The sequence below is a fragment of the Sphingomonas trueperi genome, from assembly GCF_040545665.1.
In the GTDB taxonomy this organism is placed as follows: Bacteria; Pseudomonadota; Alphaproteobacteria; order Sphingomonadales; family Sphingomonadaceae; genus Sphingomonas; species Sphingomonas trueperi_B.
The window spans coordinates 159292-180772 of sequence record NZ_JBEPMH010000005.1; the positions used below are offsets into that span (position 1 = coordinate 159292).

At 61.6% G+C, this 21481-nt stretch carries 19 protein-coding genes and 1 pseudogene; 13 read left to right on the forward strand and 7 right to left on the reverse strand.

Annotated features, from left to right (window positions below; translation table 11 throughout):
* Positions 1-342: 342 nt before the first annotated feature.
* A complete protein-coding gene (locus ABIC65_RS16545) occupies positions 343-849 on the forward strand; it encodes a YfbU family protein (protein WP_354310198.1) in 507 nt (168 codons plus the stop codon).
* Positions 850-1274: 425 nt separating this feature from the next.
* On the opposite strand, the gene ABIC65_RS16550 is transcribed toward ABIC65_RS16545, so the two are convergent.
* The 4 genes from ABIC65_RS16550 to ABIC65_RS16565 all read right to left on the reverse strand — a co-directional run bounded on the left by ABIC65_RS16550 (position 1275) and on the right by ABIC65_RS16565 (position 4915).
* The gene (locus ABIC65_RS16550) at positions 1275-2693 is read right to left on the reverse strand and encodes a hypothetical protein (protein ID WP_354310199.1); all 1419 of its coding nucleotides are present in this window, start codon (positions 2691-2693) and stop codon (positions 1275-1277) included.
* Positions 2690-3244, reverse strand: coding sequence for a recombinase family protein (locus ABIC65_RS16555; RefSeq protein ID WP_354310200.1), 555 nt, complete (start codon positions 3242-3244; stop codon positions 2690-2692). Before ABIC65_RS16555 ends, ABIC65_RS16550 begins: the two co-directional genes overlap by 4 nt.
* 157 nt (positions 3245-3401) lie before the next feature.
* Positions 3402-4145 carry a pentapeptide repeat-containing protein gene (locus ABIC65_RS16560; protein ID WP_354310201.1) on the reverse strand — a complete coding sequence of 248 codons (744 nt, stop codon included), beginning with the start codon at positions 4143-4145 and terminating at the stop codon, positions 3402-3404.
* Positions 4142-4915 carry a hypothetical protein gene (locus ABIC65_RS16565; RefSeq protein WP_354310202.1) on the reverse strand — a complete coding sequence of 258 codons (774 nt, stop codon included), beginning with the start codon at positions 4913-4915 and terminating at the stop codon, positions 4142-4144. Before ABIC65_RS16565 ends, ABIC65_RS16560 begins: the two co-directional genes overlap by 4 nt.
* Positions 4916-5925: 1010 nt before the next feature.
* On the opposite strand from ABIC65_RS16565, the gene ABIC65_RS16570 reads away from it, so the two are divergent.
* The 11 genes from ABIC65_RS16570 to ABIC65_RS16620 all read left to right on the forward strand — a co-directional run bounded on the left by ABIC65_RS16570 (position 5926) and on the right by ABIC65_RS16620 (position 17100).
* On the forward strand, positions 5926-6717 hold the full coding sequence (locus ABIC65_RS16570; RefSeq protein ID WP_354310203.1) for a phage tail protein: 792 nt from the start codon (positions 5926-5928) through the stop codon (positions 6715-6717).
* Between the two features lie 14 nt (positions 6718-6731).
* Positions 6732-6992 (forward strand): spike base protein, RCAP_Rcc01079 family, encoded by a 261-nt coding sequence (locus tag ABIC65_RS16575; protein WP_354310204.1) that lies wholly within the window; start codon positions 6732-6734, stop codon positions 6990-6992.
* A gap of 14 nt (positions 6993-7006) precedes the next feature.
* On the forward strand, positions 7007-9136 hold the full coding sequence (locus tag ABIC65_RS16580) for an SGNH/GDSL hydrolase family protein (RefSeq protein ID WP_354310205.1): 2130 nt from the start codon (positions 7007-7009) through the stop codon (positions 9134-9136).
* Between the two features lie 367 nt (positions 9137-9503).
* Complete coding sequence (locus ABIC65_RS16585) at positions 9504-11087, forward strand: hypothetical protein (RefSeq protein ID WP_354310206.1); 1584 nt, start codon at positions 9504-9506, stop codon at positions 11085-11087.
* Positions 11084-11284 carry a hypothetical protein gene (locus tag ABIC65_RS16590; protein WP_354310207.1) on the forward strand — a complete coding sequence of 67 codons (201 nt, stop codon included), beginning with the start codon at positions 11084-11086 and terminating at the stop codon, positions 11282-11284. The genes ABIC65_RS16585 and ABIC65_RS16590 overlap by 4 nt, the downstream gene beginning before the upstream one ends.
* Positions 11285-11320: 36 nt before the next feature.
* Positions 11321-11641, forward strand: coding sequence for a hypothetical protein (locus ABIC65_RS16595; RefSeq protein WP_354310208.1), 321 nt, complete (start codon positions 11321-11323; stop codon positions 11639-11641).
* 7 nt (positions 11642-11648) lie between these two features.
* On the forward strand, positions 11649-12644 hold the full coding sequence (locus ABIC65_RS16600) for a hypothetical protein (protein ID WP_354310209.1): 996 nt from the start codon (positions 11649-11651) through the stop codon (positions 12642-12644).
* A gap of 48 nt (positions 12645-12692) precedes the next feature.
* Entirely contained in the window at positions 12693-13460 is a 768-nt protein-coding gene (locus tag ABIC65_RS16605) for a hypothetical protein (protein WP_354310210.1), read from the forward strand.
* A gap of 9 nt (positions 13461-13469) precedes the next feature.
* On the forward strand, positions 13470-14081 hold the full coding sequence (locus ABIC65_RS16610) for a hypothetical protein (RefSeq protein ID WP_354310211.1): 612 nt from the start codon (positions 13470-13472) through the stop codon (positions 14079-14081).
* The gene (locus ABIC65_RS16615) at positions 14081-16507 is read left to right on the forward strand and encodes a hypothetical protein (RefSeq protein WP_354310212.1); all 2427 of its coding nucleotides are present in this window, start codon (positions 14081-14083) and stop codon (positions 16505-16507) included. The genes ABIC65_RS16610 and ABIC65_RS16615 overlap by 1 nt, the downstream gene beginning before the upstream one ends.
* 215 nt (positions 16508-16722) lie before the next feature.
* A complete protein-coding gene (locus ABIC65_RS16620; RefSeq protein WP_354310213.1) occupies positions 16723-17100 on the forward strand; it encodes a hypothetical protein in 378 nt (125 codons plus the stop codon).
* A gap of 99 nt (positions 17101-17199) precedes the next feature.
* Here ABIC65_RS16620 and ABIC65_RS16625 read toward each other — a convergent pair whose 3' ends face one another.
* Positions 17200-17388, reverse strand: a complete 189-nt coding sequence (locus ABIC65_RS16625) for a hypothetical protein (protein WP_354310214.1) — start codon at positions 17386-17388, stop codon at positions 17200-17202.
* Positions 17388-19010 carry a recombinase family protein gene (locus ABIC65_RS16630; RefSeq protein WP_354310215.1) on the reverse strand — a complete coding sequence of 541 codons (1623 nt, stop codon included), beginning with the start codon at positions 19008-19010 and terminating at the stop codon, positions 17388-17390. The genes ABIC65_RS16625 and ABIC65_RS16630 overlap by 1 nt, the downstream gene beginning before the upstream one ends.
* Before the next feature lie 105 nt (positions 19011-19115).
* Here ABIC65_RS16630 and ABIC65_RS16635 point away from each other — a divergent pair.
* Positions 19116-19910, forward strand: a pseudogene (locus ABIC65_RS16635) (ATP-binding protein); the annotation flags it as partial.
* A 599-nt stretch (positions 19911-20509) separates the two neighbouring features.
* Here the strand turns inward: ABIC65_RS16635 and ABIC65_RS16640 are convergent.
* A complete protein-coding gene (locus ABIC65_RS16640; RefSeq protein ID WP_354310216.1) occupies positions 20510-21199 on the reverse strand; it encodes a hypothetical protein in 690 nt (229 codons plus the stop codon).
* Positions 21200-21481: the final 282 nt, after the last annotated feature.

The window sequence follows — 21481 nt, forward strand, 5'->3', positions numbered from 1 at the left end:
TCGCCAGGGCACGCCAGGCAAGCCGGGCCGTATGGCGAACGCCCCGCCCGTCGAAGCGCCCACGGTCCACCAGGTGCCGCATGATCTTATTCGCGTGATCCGTAGACTTGTCGCGGGCCCGCCCCTGCTCGTCATCGTCAGGCCGCTCGATCGTCTTTTTGACAAGCATGGCAGTAGAGGCGCCCGGAGGCGTAGCGGGCCGCGTTGTCGCGTGAGCCGCACTCAGGGTAGGGCTGGTGACCCACGAAGGCCGCTGTCGTCGTGAGCACTTTTCATATCTATTCCGAATTGACTATAAGCCTGCAATGTCCATGTTACCGCCGGTTAACAGGGAGCACTTGAATGAAGTTGACGGATGGAGAGAAATTGTTGGCGATTATGCTCGCCGATGTCTTGAAGGCGGTTGGAGCCGACGGTGAAATCAACGCCGACTTTGTCATCAACGCACTTACCGGCGGTCACACGTGGGCGCTCAAATGGAAATATCCCGGTCTATTCCATGACGAAAGCCCAGACGAAGAGATCGTCGATGAGGTTGGCCGTATTTTAACCATGTCGCGAGTAGTGGAGCATTCCATAAGAGAGCTCTCACCTGAGGATTTGGCGCAAATTCCTGAGGCCGATCGTACGGTGTTCGTCGGGTTCGATGGCAACCAGGAGGCTCACTACGGGGTGGCACGTTTCATGGTGGAGGAGCTTGGCCGCTTCGATGAGCTGAGGGGCCGTAACATGAACAGTCACATGCCTATGGTGCCCGCGTATTTGCGCATGGCTGACGCCTATGATCACGTGCAAGGGGGCTTCGGACCTCTCTCCCTAGATAATATTCAGACGATCCTGAACGCTTAGCGGCCGACAATAAATACGGGGCCAACCGTGGTGTTCGATTGGCCCCGTGGGGTATCCTCAGGCGCGTTCGACGCGGAGGAGCTGCTCGCCCTGGAAGCGGACGCGATAGTTGCCGGCCGTGAAGGCCCGCGTATCAATGCCATCCGAGGCGGCATAGGCGCCCGCAGCATCCACCAGCGCCTCTATGGCAGCGGTGAGTGCCTCAGCGGGGTGTGGATGCGGGGCGGTGCTCCAAGTGCCGAGAGAGCGTTTGGGCGCATCCTCTGCCCCGCGGAACGAGGGCCCGCAGTTCACCTGGAGCGGCTCAAACTTATCAGGAGCGGCTCAAACTTATCGCCCGGCGCCCGCCGCGTCCAGGCGGGTCCAATGCTCAAGAGATTTCGTACCAGTACGCTCTCTAGGTGCCTCTCCGCTCGCTAAAGGCGTTAGGCAGCCTTCAAGGTAACTCGGGGCACTGTGATTGGTGCGTTTTCAATCACCCCTCCAACGACTGCGGCGAAGCCGTTCTCAATGGCAGCTCTAGCCTCACCATGGTTGCCAGTGGGCACGATCAAGCTGTCATGGACAGGGAGGCTGGGAATGCCTCCGGCTCGCAGGGCGCCCATAGCGTGCCTCAGCACTTCGCTCTCATGATATTGCAGCTCCAGGACCGGGAATGCCTCGGGGGTGCCCAGCGTCTGTAAATGCGGATGGGCGCTGAGGATGCCGTTCCGGAGGGCCGCGAAGTCATGATCAGCCGCCAACTCTCTACCCTTAGTTTTCCTTGCGTATTCCCGCCGCGCCTGAGGTGGCCACCGTGTCCCGCCCACTGTCTCCTTGCCAAGGGCCTGGGCGATCCAAAGCTTCACCCCGGCGCGGTCCAGCCCCGGTAGAGCGTAAGGGTCCGCTTCCAGCCCCTGAGGCAGCTCCAGGCCGCTCAAGGCGTAGAAAAGCCGGAGCTGGGAAGCGTTGATGTCGACTTCGCCGACCGCTTCGCCACCCAAGCGCAGCACCCTGCGCCGCTCCTCGCCGCTCCGCTGCTCATAGGCGCGCTCCATGCCGGGGAAGGTAATCGAATAGAACCGGCCGCCCCACTGCCAGCGGAAGCCCGGTATGTCGCCTTTGTTGAAAATGCGCCGAAGCCCTACGAAGTCCGCACCGGCTACGCCTGCCTCCGCCAGGAAAGCGTTGTGAGCCTCAAGGTCCCCGAGCATCTCAGCAACTTTTGAGTCTCGGAAATCAACGGCCATGATTGCGCCAGGCGCCGCCTTGCCGGCTCGTGGCTCTTTGGCCGCTCGCAGCTCGATCAAGGGTACTCTCAAGTCCCTGAGGTCAGGAAGGGTGTCCACTGTCTCCGATCGGCCCCAGTGGTCTCGATGCTTGCCGCTAAGCACCCCTGCCGAGGCGGCTATGGACAGCGCCTCCGGTGAAAGTCGAAAACGCGACCGCCAGCCGCCGGACAGCATACCCACAGACCCGTCCGTCATGGTCTTCGGGCTGGCCCTGCGCCCTTTTCCGTAACTCAGCCACCCGGCCGCCTCTAGGCCCTCGACCACCTCCATAAAGGCCGGCCGTCCGAACCCGAGCAGCTTCGCGGGGAGGTCAGCAGGCCGCGTTCCGTGGGAGCCGGCCTGTCCCTCGACGTAGAGGCGCAACAGGTCCGCTAGGAGCGCCTCCACGGCCCTCCGCGTCTTCAAACCATTGCTTGGCCGGCTCTGTTTGGTGCTTGCGCCAGTGGCCTTTGCAGCGGCCCCGAGGGCCATTGTGGCAAACGCCACGGCTTCCGGTGACACAGCGGCGCTGCGCAAATGGATCTCACCGGCGGCTTTCCATTCAGCCGGCGAGAATCCGTCTCGCTTGCTCATTCCCCCGCGCCTCCAAGTGCACGATAGACACTCGCGCGACCGATCCCGAGTTGCTTTGCGATGGCCGCAGGGCCCATGCCGGCCTTTCGCAGCTCCCGGACCTTCAAGACGTTCACAGACGGCTTACGGCCCTTGTAGACGCCACGGTCCTTGGCCTTCGCAATCCCCTCCATCTGACGCTCGCGGCGAATGGCGGTCTCGAATTGAGCGAAGACCCCCAGCATCTGGAGGAATGCGACGCCGGCTGGCGACGAGGTATCGATGGGCTGCTCAGTGGCTCGAAGGAACGCGCCGCGATCCTGTACGCTCGCTACTATGCGCTCCAGGTCCGCGACGGACCGGGCCAGACGGTCAACCCGCGTGACCATGAGTGTGTCACCTGAGCGGAGGAACGACAGGATGGTTTCCAGCTCCTGCCTACCCTCGCTCGTCGTGCCGCTGCGCTTCTCGCTCCGTATGATCGTGCAGCCTGCCGCCCTCAGCGCCTCCTCTTGCAGAGCGCAGTCCTGATCATCGGTACTGACGCGGGCGTATCCAACGAGTGCTGACATGATCCATTCAGTCCCAATAGGCTCTAAACCCAACCCTGGTACATGCCTCAAAATTCGCAGTCAACCCTATTGAGACGCAATAATCGTCTCACGCCTGCATCTCTCAAGGGTATACTCGATTGAGACGGTGCGCAGGTCGACGTTCTCTCGGGGTGAATCAGTATTCAGGCCGCATATGCCATTCGAGCGATTTGGGTGTGTCTCGCCACCGTCCGCCACCTCCTTCGCGATCACCCCACGCTTCAACTAGCTGGCCTCTGAGCCGCACAAGTTCTTCATATTGAAGTCGAGGGATGCTGAAGAAAGGAGCGTTGCTTCCTCCTCCCAGAAATTGGAGGTAGGGCTGTCTTAATCGCTCAAGAATCTCCTCTGGGTCATCAATATCGGTGTGCTTTATTGCGAACCGCGCCGTATCAACTATACTCTTGGCGGTATCAACGGCAACAACATCGCCGACCCTAGCTTTCCGTAAGGCATTCTTGCTGACATCGGCTGATTTAGCGAAGCTGGCGTTGGTTACTCCCAGCCAATCTAGAATACCGTCGACCAACCCCGGCCTAAACTTGATGAAAATCAATATTTCTAAATTATTGTGCTTATCAAGGTCGTCGTCGTAGAACTCAAAATCATCCTTGAGCCATTTCTGAGTTTTGTCGAGTACGCTGCCATTGAAAGCTCCCGGATCGTATTGGGCTGCGTCCAAATTCGAGAAGCGCAAATCTGCCTTGTCGAAGTTCATGCCTTTCAAGTTCTGACCACTTAGATCCAATCCAGTCAGATCCGCGCCACGATAAAAGGTAAACGCATCCCTTTGTGACATCCGGGCGAGCGTAAGTAGATCGCGCTCCTCAGAGCGCAGCATGTTATCCGCTAAACGAAGATTTTCTCTAAGGGTCTTCATTCTTCCACCGAAAGGGCATCTGCCAAGATAATGTCGGCAAAACGATCGTCTAGCTTCCCAACTTCAAGATTGGCTTCACGTAGCGTTAGCTTTATTTGCTGTATCGCTGCAGCCATATTAATTTCGTTAAAAATTGCTTCTCGTACCGAGGCAGTGAAGCCAGACTGTTTTGGCGTGAGATCTGTGATCTCGATATCTTCGAGGCGGCAGGTGACTATAACCTTGATTATGGGATCTATAGCGGACGATGATTCAGGACTTCGCACAGAAAGGCGCGGATGTTCAACTGGTTCCCACGGCGATCCGCTAAGTTCCTCGTCATATCCCGGCGATAATTCCCAGCCATATTCTTGCTGTCCACCGGGGATTGGACTGGCAATTATTCGAGGTATATGCTGCACGACACGGACCTGGTCCTCTTGACGTACTTCGTGCCCGGAGGATAATTCACCGGATGCGGTTAGATGAATTGCGGCGGGGCTTAATCGTCCTTTTAAGCTTGCATTTGCTTTGGCCTCTTCGCGAACAGCTCTTATCCGACTGTACTCGGCCTCATCAGATGGGATGCCTCTGGCGACCGATTTGCGTTCGATCTTGAGGGGGGATTCGACCTTGATTGTCAGTAACGCCTTCTTCAATTTTATTCTAAAGGTAAAAGGAAAATCATCGTTGTCCCCGCCTAACCTTCCTTCACGAAAACTAAGATCCACATGAACGGATGAACTGCCGCCGGCACGAAGGGGTTTGTGCCAAGCGTCGATGGCGAGCACCTCCGCGAAAACTCTGACGTGATTGTTCGGCAACTCCACATCCCCTACCGCTTCAAGACTTCTCTGAGCATACGTTATCCTCGATCGAACTCAAAGGTGGGTGTGGGCTGGAAAGGCCACCGGCAGAAGATGTTGTTGAGATCCGGTGTCCCGCCAGCAAATGAGCTATGGAGCTACTTGGCGTCGATCCCCATACTCCCGGATCGGCCCTAATGTCCCCGATGCCAGCCCGCCGCTTCCGAACGGCCAATCCTCCCGCGTTCCCCACGCACCCAACGCCCACGCTGGCTTCTACATCCAGTAGGAAACCGCAGTTTCCCTAGGCATTGGGGCAGGGTGGGGGACGGCATGGTGGGGCAATCGGCCACTTCGGGTCCCTTCCGCCGCCCCCGATGGAACCGGCCGGACGCGATCGGATGCGGTTCGCAACTGGCGGTTTCGCTGCGATGGCCACAGCGCCAGTCCGACCCTTGATGACGCGGCGGTTCCCCTGAGTTTTCCGGGAGTTACCCCGGATTTCTTGCCGCCTCTTACCGATCGCTGCGGGACCGGAACGATCACCCGATTATTTCTGGGGAGCGGCGGGTCCCTTTTGGCCCCTTGGAGGGACCCGAAGACGCCTTCCGCTGCTTGCCGGTTGGTCCGTTACCTTCTTGGGGGTAAAGGTTACTGTGGGTCCCCTTTGACGCATTGGGCTCCCTTGGAAAACCTAGTGAAATCAGTCGTTTGGCATTAGTACGGATATAAGCACAACTGTCTGCAATTGGCGACGATCCATTCCGCCACTCTGGGCCCCCTTCAAGCCCCTTAAGGCCCCCTAAGGTCCCTTAGAGTTAGTCTGATAGTTAGAATCTTAGAGAGACCCTTAGAGTCACTCAAGGTCCCTCAGGGTCCCCTAAAGGCCACTCTGAGACTCTCCTGATGCTCGCCACTGATGCGGGCCAAACTCTCCCCCAAATAATCACCCATGAATTGGCGTCCGACACCTTCGGTTCGCCGAAGGTTACCTAATGTCCGTCGAGACCGCCCAGTTCATCCATCAGCTCAATCCGTCCTATCCGTCCGGCTCCGACCGGCTCAAGGAAGGCGACGACCACCTCCGCCTCATCAAGGCGACGCTCAAGGCAACTTTTCCGGGACTAACGGGCCCTCTGGACGCCTCGGTCACCCACACGTTCCTCAACGCCCTCAAGGCATCTCTCGTCCCGTTCGGCACGATCGCGATGCACTACGGTGTCGCGGCACCGGAAGGGTGGGCGCTCTGCGACGGCCAGACGGTCCCTAAGTCGGACGGCTCCGGCAACTTCACCACGCCGGACTTCCGCAACCGTGTCCCCTTTGGCGCCTCTGCGGACCACGCGCTCCTCTCGACCTTCGGGCAGGCCAGCCGGACCATAACGACCGACGCGGCCGGCTCGCATACCCATTCGGGCAGCACGTCATCGGGTGGCGCTCACGGCCACCAGGTCAACGTTGAGGGCACTGCGCTCTCCGTGGACCAGATGCCGGCGCACAACCACGGGAACGGCGTGGCTGACGACAACGTCGGCAATATCTTCCTGTACGGCACCAAGTCGGGGCCCTCGGGCGGCAACATCCGCAACGATTCCGGGTCCAACAGCAACCAGGGCCTCACCGAGACTGTGGGTGGCGGAAAGCCGCACTCCCACACCGCAACTGCCGCTGAGGCGGGCGCTCATACCCACGGCGTAACTGTGGATGCGGCCGGTTCCCACAGCCACTCGGCGACCATCGACGTCACCCAGCCTTCGCTGGCCGTCAACTTCATCATCAAAATCTAGAAGACCGACCACCCATGTCCATTTCGTCCACGCTGGCCCGCACGACTCCGGCCACCAAGGCAACCCCGATCGTCCCCAGCGATACCGTCGCGATCGACCCGATCCCGAAGGCAATCTACGTGGGCACGGGCGGTGCCATCAAGATGCAGGGTCCCTCCGACGACACTCCGGAAGTCTGGAAGAACGTGCAGGCTGGCTCGATCCTTCCGTACTGCCCGAAGCTGATCTTCGCCACGGGTACGACCGCAGCGGACATGCTGGCGCTCTACAACTAATGCGGTCCTTCAGCATGGGCGTTTCGCTGATCGCCCTTACTGCGGGCATGCCGCGCCAAAGTGGCGGCTCGCAGACACCTACGCCCAGTCCAAGCCCGACCCCCACGCCGACCTTGAGCCTGTCACCCACGAGTGGGTCGATCCCGGCCAATGCCGCCCCCGGATACCAGCTCTTCACGATCACGGGGGTTCCCTCAGGTGTCACGCCGACCATCACCCCGAACGACGGGCGCTTTGTGGTAGGCGGAAGCGCTTCGACCGGCTGGGTTGGCATGCTGGGCAATGCTGCGATCAGCGCAGGCAGCGCCTCGCTGGAGGTAGCTGCTAGCGGAGCGAACAGCGCAACCTTCGCGCTCACCATCAACTCGGCATCTTCTGCGTCCCTGACGGCTCCGAATAACTGGGACTACATCGGATTTGGCGACAGCCGCGTCGAGAACGGCCTAGGTGCCGGTCTTGGCAGCAGTGGCTACAAGGCAACGCAGTCCATGCTCTCCTGGGCCTCGCTCGTCCCTCAGGAGTCGAACAATCGCCTGCGGCTCGGTCGCTACCCGAACTTCGGCATCTCCGCGTCGAACACCTTCAACGGCTCGATGATCCCTCGGCGACCGGCGACGTATACTTCGGCCAGCCCCTCGGCCGCCGCGACGCAGAGCAGCCCACCGACTTGGTATCGTGGCAGCGACTCCACGAATAAGGGCATCGACTACGCGGCCGCGCATCCCGCTGGAATCGTGATGATCATGCATGGCGGCGCGGACAACGACCTCGACACCGGGGCACGTACGCGCTTCCAGAGTTACATCACGTATCTTCGGGCCAATGCTCCGCAGAAGCTCATCGTCATCCTGAATGAGCCGCCCTTTGGTGTGAACCAAGCGGGAGCGGTGGTAGGCGGCTCCAGCAAATCTGTGATGGACTTCGCGGCCTGGCAGAAGACGTTCGACTACGCCTCGGGCCATGCAAACGCGACGCCTAACGTCATCGTTGTGGACACGAACGCTCTCATTGCCGATCCCGCATCCGGTCCGACGACCTATCTGAACAAGCAGGGTTTCTATCGGGACGATCGACACTTCACGGCATGGGGCTCGCAGCAGGTTGCACGCGCTGTCCACCAGCGTTTCAGCTCGGCTTTCGGTAGCGCCTACACCGGCTTGCCGTCGCGCGTTTCCCTACCAGTGAGCAATGGGGCGACCATCGCGGCAGACACCATCGGGGTGCATAGCGGCTTCGTCCACACGAATCCTCTGCTCACGCCGGGCAGCAACGGCAGCGTTATCGCCGCCGGTTTCGCCGCGCCGCCGCCGGCTAGCTCAATCCCTCAGGGCTGGACGCTCTCGGGCAGCAACGCGGTGCTTGGCGCCGACATTACGGTCTCGGTCGACAAGACCGGAACCGACCCGGACGGCTATCCGATGACGACGATCACGCTGGCGGGGACCATGCGCTCGGCGAAGTTCACCGGCTCTATCTCCGGCACTACGCTGACGATCGAGTCGATGGACACCAGCCAAGGTGCCGGTTCGATCGCCATCGGCGCAACGCTCTACGCTGGCTCCAACTCGTACTTCATTCAGGCGCTTCTGAGCGGAACGGCTAACACGGCTGGTGCGACGTACCAAGTCAGCTCCGGCACAGCTAAGCCGTCCGGTACGCAGATGGTTACGACGACCGGCTATAGCGTCAGCCTGTATCAGAACACCATCGCCGGCAGCGGCTCTGAGCTTAGCCTCACCGACAAGCTGCGCCCTGTTGGGCGTGTGGTTCCCCTCGCTGGCAGCAAGCTGTTTGCTGGCGCGGAACTGACTGGCTATGTCCGAACCGGCGCCACCCCGGACGCCAAGTCGCAGCAGTCCGCGCTCTACAACATCCCGCAGGGCGGCAACACCGGTGACTTGCTTGGCTATCTGCTCAGCGCATACGGCTACGACGCTGGCGGGGCTACTGCTCCCCTCGTGGGGCAGATGATTGACCTAGCTGATCCTAACATGGACACCGCTAATGGCGGCCCAGGCTTCATCACGACGCCGGGCTCGGTAATCCAGGTCAGCGTAAGCGTTACCAACTCGTCTGGGTTTGATCAGCCGGCGCTGGCAGTCGTTCAGCTTAGCCGAGTCGGCCTCGCCCGCGTCACGAGCTAGGACCGGCACAGCTTAGCTTGGCGAGGCGGGGCGGGCTGTGGAGAAATCGGCATCCCCCACTCGGCAACCCCCCTCAAGAGCGTTCGCAATCTCGATAGATCCCGCGAGCAGGGCAAGAAGCAATGCAAGCGATAGTCGGTCGAAAATTGAATGCCACTTACAGCCGTTCGCACGCTGCGAACGGGAAACTTGCCTCTGTCTCAACTGCATCCCCCAATGCCCTCTACTGAAAGCATTACCGGGCAGGATGTGACTTGGAAAGGGGTTCTGCGTCCGTCCTTGGGACAGTTCGCGAACGCTTAAATCACCGCTCCATCTAGGAAGCATAATGCCTACGTTCCCCGTGCGCCGATTAGGCGCCGGGGGCGTGGTGACCGATATGAACCCTGCCGACATCGAGGACCCTTCGGTCTTCACGGCGGGTGTGAACGTGCGCTTCAGCAATGGCCGCGTCTCGCGTGGTCCCGCGCCCCGCACCGTTGCCCTTCTCGACTTCGAGCCAGGGCACGCCCTTTCGATACCTCCCGCATCCGGAGGGTACGACGAGATCGTGATGGTCTCGGCCGATTTCTCCACGATAAAGCGCCTCAACGGCTCTGCTTACGATGACCTCACGCCCCCTGGGCAAGTAGGGTCCTCGGAGGCCCAGCCGATTACGAGCTGCTTCCTCGGCGGCGTCAGCTATCTCAACCGGGAGAGCCACGTCCCGCTCTTCAAGGCACCTGGTGATCCTGGATACTCGAAGATACCGGCTTGGCCTGACGCTGACCGCTGCAAGGTGCTTCGTGCCTTCAAGGATCAGCTAATCGCCCTAGGGGTGACCAAGAACGGGGCCTATTACCCAACGATGGTCAAATGGTCCGACATCACGGGCTTCGGGGTGCCTCCCGGCTCGTGGGACCCGACCAGCACCACCAACTCGGCCGGCGAAAACATCGTCAACGAGATGCAGCACAGCATCGTCGATGGCCTCGCCCTCCGCAACAGCTTCATCGTCTACTGCACCAACTCCGTGTGGCAGATGGACTACGTGGGGGGCGACTTCATTTTCGCCTTCACGAAGCTCTTCGATGAACGTGGGGTCATCAACGCGAACTGCGTGGTCCAGGTCGCCGGGCAGCACTTCGTCTTCGATCGGAACGACCTCTACGTTCACGATGGCATCGAGCAACGCTCGATCGCCGACGCGAAGGTCAAGGAGTTCGTCTTCGAGGCGCTGGACACCTCAAGGGCCCACCTGTGCTTCGTGTCGCATGATGCCCGTCTGACGGAAATCCGCTTCTGCTATCCGTCTGCGGACCGGCTAGTGGGCTTCCACAACCCGACCACCGGCTGCAATCGAGCGGCCGTCTACAACTATGCGAACGGCACGTGGACCTTCTACGACCTTCCCAACGTCACTGGTTCCTGTCGGTCCTCCCTCATCTCCGGCGCGAGCTGGGATGATGACGACACGCTGACCTGGGACACCGCCGAGGGTCTCTTTGCCACCACCGAGGGCGATGAGAGCCAGCACGTGCTCTTCGTCGGCCGCCCGGACCTAAAAGCCGGCATCACGGCTCCTAGGCTCTACGGGTACGACCTGATCGCAGGGGGCGTTCTAGCGCTGCCAATCGAGCGGGAGGTTCTCAAGCCTTCCTTCGTCGAGCGGACGGGTATCGACCTGGACAGCCTGGGAAAGAACCTGACTCAGTACGTCCACCTCCAGACCCTCTGGCCACAGCTCAGCATCGACTACCCCGACGATGGCTACTGGCAAGTAGGCGCGTCCGAGCTTGTGAACGTCGAGCCCCAGTGGAGCGACGAGCTGCGCTTCGATCCAAAGACGGAAGCCCGCATCGACGTCAATGAGGCCGGCAAATACCTCGCCTATCGCTTCGGCGTGCGCGGCATCGGAGACTTCAAGCTCTCCGGCTTCGACGTCCAAACGGTCGTGAGGGGCCGGCGATGATCCTCCCCGAGGTCCTCGCAAAGATGCGCTCACGTGTCGCCGCCTTCACCCCGTACCGGCGCCGCGTGCGCCCGGCGGCAGGCTCCAGCCTCCCTCCATTTCTCGACGGCGAGTTCCAGAACCTCGCGACGGCCCTTGCTGACCTCAAGCAGATCGTCGCGGACCTGGATGCTCGTCTCGAAGCCCTCGGGGGCTAGCCCCGGATTTTCAACTTCCAGCTCCGGGAGACCCGCATGGGTGCAACCATCCCGGAGCCGGATCACCAGTTCAAGGTCCCGGTTGTGTGCCGCCCAGAGTACACGCTGTACCTAGAGCAGGCGACCCGGCTCCACACCTTCCTCCACTGCGACGTTCATGCGCCGTGGACCCCGCGCCTCAAGCGCCAGCTCGCCACCGACTTTGAGAACCTCAAGTCGCTGCACGGCGGGCCACTCTACGCCCTGCACGAACCGGGCGACACTAAGCACTCCAAGTTCCTCGCCATGTTCGGCTTTCGTTGGGCCGCGTCTTACACTGATCGCCACCACCGCCGCATGGAAATCCACACGACCTAAGGACCCCATGGGCGACCTCTTCGGCGGCTCTACCAAGACCACATCATCCCAGACGACCGACACCGGTCCGTCCAAGTTTCAGCTCCCCTACCTGACGTCGGCATTCGATGCCGCGAAGGCAAACTTCACGAATCAGTCCGGCACTCCCTTCTATCAGGGCGAGCTGTACGCGGGCATGTCCGATGCCCAAAAGCAGGCTCTTGCCGCTCAGACCGGATACGCCACTGGAACTACTCTTCCCACCGCCGCTGCTCTCACCAGCATGGGCACTGGCTTGGTGGGGAACGCTAAGACGGCCCAGGACCTCCTCGGGAGGTACTCGGACCTCGCGTCCACCGACGCCACTGCCGCAAACATCGCCGCGGCGAGCAAGTACGCAGCCAATCCCTATCTGGACGGCCAAATCGACGCGGTGAACCGCGACGTCAGCCGGCAACTTTCCGAAGAGACGCTACCCGGCATCGACCGGGCCGCCTCCGGTTCCGGCAACATCAACTCCAGCCGAGCTGGCGTCGCCGCGGGCATCGCGCAGCGGGGCGCCGCGGACCGGATGGCCGACAACGCAGCTTCGCTACGCGGGCAGGCGTACAGCCAAGGCCTCGGCCTTGCGGCACAGGACCGGGCGAACACACTGTCCGCCATGGCCACGGCCGCCAGCGGTTACTCCGGGCTTGCCGGGCAGGGCATCTCCGCCATCGGCGCCGGCAACTCGCTTGCTTCTGGCGCATACGACGCCATCAGCAAAGCTGGCGCGGCAGATCAGGCCGACCGGCAGGGCAAGAACGACGCCGCTTACGCTCAATGGCAGGGGAACGACACCCGCGCCACGGACCTTCTCGATCGCTACTACAAGATCGTCGGCGGGAACGCGTGGGGCAGCTCGGGCACGTCCAGCGGCACGCAGACCACGAAGCAGAGCCAAGGCCTACTCACGGGCCTCGCGGGCATCGCCACGACCGGCCTGGGCCTGGCGGGCGGACTGGGCTGGAAGCCCTTCGCGTAAGGAAAGACATCCATGAACCCCTTTATGACACCTTATGGTGCTGGGCCCGTGTCGCAGATCGTGGCCGGAGATGACCCGAGGCCGCTGCCGAAAGCCCCGCCGATCCCCGGCGCGAACCTGTGGGACCCCGGAAATCGGCACAAGACGCTGATCGCCCTGGGAACAGGCCTGCTCTCCGGCAACAGCTTCGGGGACGGCATCGGCCGCGCTGGAATGAACGCCCTCGGCCTCGAAGAGCAGCTCAAGGCCGAACGGCTCGCACGCCGCCCTCAACGCGAATACGGCGGGCCGGACGGTGCCTTCGAGATAACGACTGATCCCGTCACCGGGGAGCGGACCGTCCAGCCGGTGAAGCAGTTCGCCGACTACGCGACCGCTAAGCGTACCAAGGCTAAAGACACCGCGGACATCAACGGGCGTGCCATGGCGGCTCTCCTCCAGGAGCCGGAGGCAAACCGGCCAGCGGTATACGCCGCGATGCTCCAGCATCCCGACTATTACGGCATCGACCCGGAGCACATGCCGGCCACCTACGATCCCCAGTACGTAGCCAACACGGCACATATGGGCATGACCGTGGCGCAGGCGCAGGCGCGAGAAACGGCGAACACCAACGCCGCAAGCTTGAAGGCCGCTCGCGAAGGGGCCGCCGCAGACCGCGCAGTTCGGACGACTGCCTACGTAGACCGAAGCCACGCGCTGACGGCGCAAGGCGAGCGGCGCATCGGCATCGCGGCCGGCAAAGCGAAGACTGGAGGCGGAGGCAGGACCAAGACTTCGCCCCACAACTCCGACCTCTCCTACCTCCTGCAATAGGGCACCAACATGTCTCAGAAAGACCCGCTCAAGGAGCGCATCTCGCTTCTCGAAATGGGCGAGGCGCAAGGCAAGCTGAAGCCGGAGCACAAGGCCGAGCTTGAGAAATACCGTGCGAGCGGGATGGCCAAGCCGCTCCCATCGGCGGACGGTAGCCCCTCGCAGTCCCTTGAGACTGCAAAGTCGAGGGATGACGCTCGCAAGGCGCTAGCGGTCATTGGCCGCGTGTCGCCCATCCTGGATCGCGTGGAGCAGCTTCAACGCTCCGCAATGAGCGGACGAGGCCTCGCCGGCCTCAAGGAGTACCTGCCGTTCCGCCAGGAAAATCAGCAGTACGACGCAGCCACGGCGATGCTGAAGACAGCCGTCCGGCCCGTCACCCGCACGCCTGGTGAAGGCGCCACGTCGGACTTCGAGTCCAAGCTCGCAACGCAGATCGTCCCCAACCGCTGGAACTTCGACGGGACGAACGAGGAAGCTATCCGCGGCCTGCGGACCTTCCTCAACACCAGCCGCGACCAATACACCAAGCAGTTAGGCGGCACCCTCCCTAAGCCACCGCCGGGCAGGCCAAGCGCGGCTGCGCAACCCGCTGGCTGGACGATCACCAGGAAGAAGTAATGCAGGACACCTTCACCGTCCGGGCCCCCGATGGCACCGAGTACGAGGTCCAGGCTCCAGCCGGCGCGACCGAGCAGGACATCATGGCCCGCGTTCAGGCTGAGCATGATGCCGCGCCCAAGCGCATGTCCGCCGAGGACGAAGCCGGGTACGTCAAGCTCGCGAAGGACCCTAACGCCACGGCGGACCAGCTCGTGGACTATGTGGCCTCGAAGGGCTTCAACCTGGATCCTAAGACCGCTGCCGACTTCATCGAGCAGCGTTCGGTGGCGGGGGGGCAGGCCGGTGACCGGGTGTCCTATACCGACGAGCCGAAGGCGCCAGCCGCGGCGGCAGAGCAGCCCCAAGCCGCACCAGCGGCGGCTGAAGAGCCCGAGGAGCACAACTCGCTTCGGGAGGATATTCGGGCCGCCGCCGGCCGGTTCGCTGACGGAGCCTTCCCCGGCGCCGCAAGCACCATCCGCGGCCTCCGAGGCGCGATCGACAATGCTTGGGACTGGGCCGTTCACGGCAAGCCGCTGGAGCCCGGCAAGGCGTTCGACGAATACGCGGCCGACATGAAGAAGGTGACGAAGCGCTTCTCAGAGGAGCACCCCGACCTCGGGGATGGCCTCGGCTGGGCAGGCTTCGGCGCCAGCTTCCTCGCCCCCGAACTTCGAGTGGCCCGCGGCGCAGGCCTTGGCTCTCATGCCATCAACGGGCTCGCCACTGGCGCAGCTTACGGCGGAGGCTCGGGGCTCCTCAACGATACCGGCGAGGGCCGACTAGCGAACGCAGGTAACGGCCTCCTGTTCGGCGGGACCGTGGGCGCCGCTGCCCCGGCCGCTCTTCGCGGCGGTGCCGCAGCGGGTTCCTATGCGCTGCGTACGGTGCCCTTCGCCGATCGCGCCGTGGAGGCCATTGGCGACGTCGCAAGCCGCGCTCGCGGTCTCCCCGTGCCCCCGCCGAACCGAGCAGCCCGCGCCCAGGCCGAAAGGCTTATCGGAACCGAGATGCGCAACGGCAACATCGCACAGGGCATGGGCGCGACCGGCGCCGCAGCGACCCCGGCGGGCGTCGAGGCCGAAGTGGTCCGCCGGGAGGCTCTCGGGACCCCCGCGATGCCCGCAGACACCACCGAGGACCTTCGCCGGCTCACAAGCTGGGCCCTGCAAGGTCGCGGTCCGATGACAACCCGAGCCCGAGCGGCCCTGAGCGCCCGACAGGCACAGGAGGGGACCCGCATCCGCCAGCACGTCCAGGACGAGCTTGGCCCGGCTGTGGACCCGATCCAGGCCGTGGATGAGATCAACGAGCGTGCCGCCGCGGCGTCGCGCCCCGGCTACCAACAGGCCTATGCGCAGCCAATGGTCCTCACGCCTGAAATCGAGAGCATCATGCGAACCCCGGCGTTCCGAAACGCCCTCCCGCGGGCCGTCGAGAACATCCAGAACGCTCGGCGCAACCCGACAGAGCTGGGCTTCCGGCTGCACTCGGATGGCTCGATCGAAGGCGCCAACACGCTCACCGTCGAAGGCTTCGACCAGGTCATCAGGGCCATGCGTGACTCCGCCGAGGCGGCTATGAATACCTCAGGATTTCGCCCGAGGAACACGACCAACTCGGTCCACATCAACAACCGACGCCGGGACCTTCAGCGCCTCATTGGCGAGCAGAATGAGCCCTACCGCGACGTGGTGGCGAACTATGCCGACGAGATGGCCCTCCGGGATGCGCTAGCGAACGGCCAAGATGTGGCCAAGCTCACCGGGCCCGAGATTGCGGGGCAGATGCGCGACATGCCCCAGCATGCTCAAGAGGCGTGGATGACGGGCGCTCGCACTGCTCTGGCGGATGGTGCGGTCCAATTCGGGCAGAAGCATGAGAACGCTAATGTGGCTCAGCGCGTCAGACAGGGCTTGGGCCTTTCCGGTGCTGGCAGCTACGCGGCTCCGGGCGACGTCGCTAAGCTACAAGCGATCGAAGCCATGTCGGGGCGCCCTGGCGCATTGAACCGCCTGGATGATCGGCTGGAGGCGGAAGACCAAGGCTTCAAAACCTTCGCGGAGACGTTCGGCAACTCCAAGAGCTACGGGAGGCAGGCATATGACGACGCCATCTATGGCGGAGATGCGAAGGTCGCGGCAAAGTTCCTGACCGGGCGCGTGATCGACGGCACCATGGACCTTCTGTTCCGTGGCCGCGGCGCTGGGCGCTTCAAGCAGGCGGTCCAGGAGCGCGTGGCCGAGGTGCTCACCGCCGCCAACCCCGCGGACGTCACCGAGGCCATGGCGGCAATCCAGCGCCGCGCCGATACCGACCGGGCCTTCAATGCCTCTCTTCAACGGGCAGGCATCAAGCTTGGCCAGATTACGGCCATCCAAGCAGCCGGTATGCCCACTGCGGCGGACCCCGTGTCTCCCGCAGCCATCCCCGGCTACCACTAACCACCCACCGAACCCCGCCGGCACCTATTCGCTGGCGGGGTTTCCCACGAGATTACACCATGCCCACCAAGCCGACTGGCCGCCCCCGTGGGAGACCACTGGGGGTCAAAAATAAGCCGAAGACGATCGACGCGTTCGTAACCGAGCAGATTAGCTGCCCGATCGCTCCGCCCCCGAAGCCGCCCACAAAGGCGCCGAGGGGACCTTGGGTCAACATGACGCCAGAGCAGCGGAAGGCATACTCCGCAAAGCCCGTAGCGGCCCGGAAGGGCAACCACCCGAACACCAACATTCCCGGAAAGCCGCGCGGCCTGACCTGCGCCCAGTGGGCCACGGTACAGGCAGAGGCGAAGCGGGACGCAAAGCGGATCATCGCCAAAATGAAAGACGCCGGCCAGCTCCCGGACGATCCCCGCGCGGTCGAGGCCCTCGAAAAGGCCGTCACGACCCTGCGGGCCTCGCAGAGTACCAAGGACGTTGCCGCCCTCGGGCGCCTCATCCTCGACTTCACGAAAGCCAAACCGGCGCAGAAGGTGGACCACATCGTCCGCACCGCTGAGGACATCCTCGACGAGATGGCCGCGGAAGGATGATCCTGCCGGCGCCTTCACCGCTCCAAGCCATAACCAGAAGCTAATTGCCCCCAGCGCCCTCTTCGGGTGCCGGGGGTATTTTATCGACCAGACGCCTAGTTAGCCGCGCAGCTTGGCCAACAGAAGCTCAAGGTCGTCCTCGGTAAGAACTACGCGCTGTCGCATTTTTCTTCCTGGCTCCGCCTGATCAACGACGATCAGCCCATCGCCCATGAGTTCTGCGACCATGTCATTCTCGGGTATGTGGATGGTCAGGCGATCGGAGGAGGCTACCGTTTTGGGGGACATCACGACGCCTGCTCCAAGTTCGATTCATGATTGTTGGACTCTTGTACATCAAAAAGGATGGCGTAAGTGATCCGGCACAGGCCGCCAGCCTTCCACTCAAAATCTATGGTCCCATCTGGCCAGTTGATAATGACCCGGCTGAACAGCGTTCGGAGTGCTTGATTGGCAGCCGCTCGGTCCATTTCGCCGTGAGTCTGGCCAAGAGCTTCGATGGCGCGATCGACCCTCGCGGCGATGATGGTGTGGTCAGCGGCGACATTTAGTTTCCTCAGGCGCTCCAGCTCTTCGCTTTGGTCCTTACGCGCCTCGGCGAGCTGCCGCAGCTTTTGGCGCAGAATGCGACGAACATTCTCATCGTCCTCCGCAGCCAGATCATCGACCAAGCGCCCGATGTCGTCGCTAACGTGGCTAAGGCGATCCTCCGTTTCGGCGATACGGACTGCAAGGTCACCATCGGTCGCGTCCAAGCCCTCGCGCTGCCGCAGCCTTGCGGGAAGGTCCTTCAGTAAACGCTCTTCGATCAGAGAGTACCTTACGGATCGGTACTCACACGCCTTGCCCGCCTTCGCCATCGAGCAGACCAAGCTGGGGTACGAGCGCTTGCCCTTCATCACACGGACCATGCTGCCCCCGCACTTTGGGCAAACAGTCAGCCCAGCCAGCAAGTTCTGCGTGGGGAACAGCGCCCTCGGAGCACGGACGCGGTCGCCCCGTGCAGATGTAGCGGCGTTGGCTTCTCTGAAGATCTCCTGAGTTACCACAGGCGGATAGTAGTCCCTCACCGTCTCTTGAGGCACCCGCGACATCACACCTTCTTCATCATGCGAGGTGCGGTGGAGGGTGATTTCTCCCAGGACAGCGGGGTTCTTGATGATGCGAGCGATATAGGACCGGTGCCACATCTTGGCCTTGCGCTTCCCTCGCGCCCACGTGTCGATCCCTTCGGCGTTGAACGTGTTCGCTATCGCCTCTACGCCAGTGCCACCGATTGCCATCTCAAAAATGCGGCGAACAAGGGTGGCGCGATCGTCGATCAGTTCCAGCTTGCATGTCGCATCGTCCAAGGCGATCCAAGCGGGCGTCATTGAGGTGAGGGGCTTCGAGCCAATCTGCGCCATCTTGTTCCCCCATGCGGCGCTGCCGCGCTCTGACTTCGTACGGCTTTCCTCATTAGCCCGCATGAAGAGCACCACGGCCATAATCAGAGACGTGAAGTCCTTCTTCAGAGACTCCCGAGTGTACTCCCGGCCGTCGCTGATCGTCACCACCGTCACGCCGTGCCGCAGGATGTCACGAAGGACATCGATTGCGTCCAGCGGGTCCATTCGGCTGATGCGGTCTAGCTGTTCCACCAGGAGCACCGAGCCGGGCTCTACGTGTCCGGCTGCGACCGCCTCCATGAACACGGCTAGCCTACCGGCCTTGTAGTTTGCGCCACGGTAACCCGAACGCCCGACGTCATGGAATGTGAGCGTCTCGTCCAGTTCCAGTCCATGCTTCTGGGCGTACTGCTTTGCTAGCTCGTGCTGGCGCCGGAAGCTGTCCCCCTTGCCCTGCTCGGGCGTGCTGAACCTGATGTAGGAGTAAGCTTTCCGAGGGCGCCCACCCGCCGTGCTGTCCATGTCCATTTCCAACCAATGTTCGTCTCGGTAACTCATAGATGCCTCGGCCCCCGAGAAACGCGCCAAGCTCAACCGCTTTGGCTCCCCGCCCTCTGTGGGTCAACTGTCCCTACAAGGGTCGTCGTCGGCCTGCCCGACAAGGCGGTGGCGGAAAGCCGCGAGCGGGTCCGCGCCGCGATGGCCGCGATCGGCCTCGCGCTACCGCCCAAGCATATCGTCCTCAACCTCTCGCCCGCCGATCTGCCCAAGGAAGGATCGCATTTCGACCTGCCGATCGCGCTGGCGCTGCTCGCGGCGATGGGCGTGGTCGATGCCGAGACGATCGCCGGCTATGTCGTGGTGGGCGAACTCGCGCTCGACGGGCGGATCGCGCCGTCACCGGGGGTGCTGCTCGCAGCGATGCATGCGGCCGAGGCGGGCAAGGGGCTGGTCTGCCCCGCCGCGCAGGGGCCCGAGGCGAGCTGGGCGGGGCAGGTGGAGGTGCTCGCCGCACCCGACCTGATCAGCCTGCTCAACCACTTCAAGGGCAACCAGCTGCTCGCGAACCCGATGCCGGGCGAGGTCGACCCGCCGGGGCAGGGGCCGGACCTCGCCCAGGTGAAGGGGCAGGAGACCGCCAAGCGCGCGCTGGAGATCGCGGCGGCGGGCGGGCACAACCTGCTGTTCGTAGGTCCCCCGGGGGCGGGCAAGTCGCTGATGGCGGCGTGCCTGCCGGGGATCCTGCCGCCGCTCGAGGCCGCCGAGGCGCTGGAAGTGTCGATGGTCGCTTCGGTCGCGGGGACGCTGCAGGGCGGGCGGCTGACCCGCACCCGGCCGTTCCGCGCCCCCCATCACTCCGCCTCGATGGCGGCTCTGACCGGCGGCGGGTGTAAGATTTCTATGTTGGATTGCAGTAGAGCATGTTGGATTGCAGTGGAGCATGTTGGATTGCAGTGGAGACTGCGCGGATGCAACGGGTTCGGCGACGGCCGATCATCTTTTTATCAAGGTCGTAGAAGAAACTCGGCGTGCCGCTTCCCCCCCCCGAAGCTAGATGTGATATCATCTTCGTTCGTCAATAGAAGATATCACAAACAATGGTTCGGGGATCATTTGCGTTTTCTGAGCCCGCGCTGTGCTTGTACCTTGCGGCTACACGAGCTATGAGGAAATATCTTCAAACGTGTGGTCGAAAGATACACCATCCTGAGCCTGCGCGGAGCTGTAACTCGGCGGGCTCAAATTCTAGGCAGGATGCCAGAAGCAGCGGGCTTGCAATCCGTCTAGCCTTTTTGACATCCCAGATCTCTGCATTGATACGCTGTTGAGTGACCCTTTCAGCAGAGTTCGATCCTATTCTGCGCTCTGAAGGGCTTTCAGCGAACCTCGCGGCCAAAGTGAAGATGGACATAAAAGCTTGGCGCTTCAGCACTCTTCGAGTGGGACTTCGGCGCCATTCTAGTAACCTCGAAACGTAGCTGAGATATATTTCAAAAGGAGCGATGGTGCTACCGCGCGGGCTAAGTGCTCCTTTCTTTTTTGCGCCTTGGCTTTTGCGGACCATCCAATAATTTTGCTTCCCTATTCGCCATCCTTGTCTCCATCATTCGAAATATGAGCCCGCGCAGGAATGCCGGAGTATATAGCATAAAGCTACCCAAAATGCCAATTATAACGTCGCTTTCTAGATATCGCTTTATCATACTGACGGCTTGTAGATTGCTGTTTGGCAGTATGGCTGTTGTGGGAAATAGAATATTGCAGCCACGAAACTGAGAAAGGTCGCAATTTTGCGCGTAAAATTTATAGTCGGACTCGTTTCGAATTTCGTCTACAATCAATACGTCAGTACTTAAAGCGGTTAGTCCTTTCCGTTTTTCATGAAACACGTAATCTCTTTTTGAGATGACCGAAACACTTGCTCGAGGCTTTGCTCCTATGTAATCGTCGTGAATGAGCTGTGGTAGCTCGTTCAAAAAATATGATGTGCGGCACTCGACATTGGACCGAGGTTGTCCTGTCTTGATCGAAATGAAGTCAATCAAATCCGCGGGCGGATCGTAGAAGGTTCGCTGATAACTACATTCTTCAAAGCCAATTACGGTCATAAATTCCTGGAAGGAAGGAAATTTATGTGTTCTGGCGATGGAGCTTATCCACTCAGGTAAGCTGGCAAAGTCATCGGGTGGATCGCTGAGATGCCATGTCATGCTAGCAGACCTCATCTGACCTTGTTCAGGAAAACGCACTTTTATTGAAGATGCTACATGGTGAGATGTTAAGCAATAGGACTCTTCAGCGCGGGTAGATTGTTTCGTCGGGTTAAAGCCTGTTCGATGAGGAATGCTCCGGCGCTTCGATTAAGTGATAGCAGCTGACGATGCGAAGATCGCGACTACCATCGAACTGTCGGGTCCCGAGAATCCTAAAGGAGTGAGCTGACGCTCGATCTCGGTGACGTCCTCCCTGTTTTTTGGCCCGTTTTGAGCGAG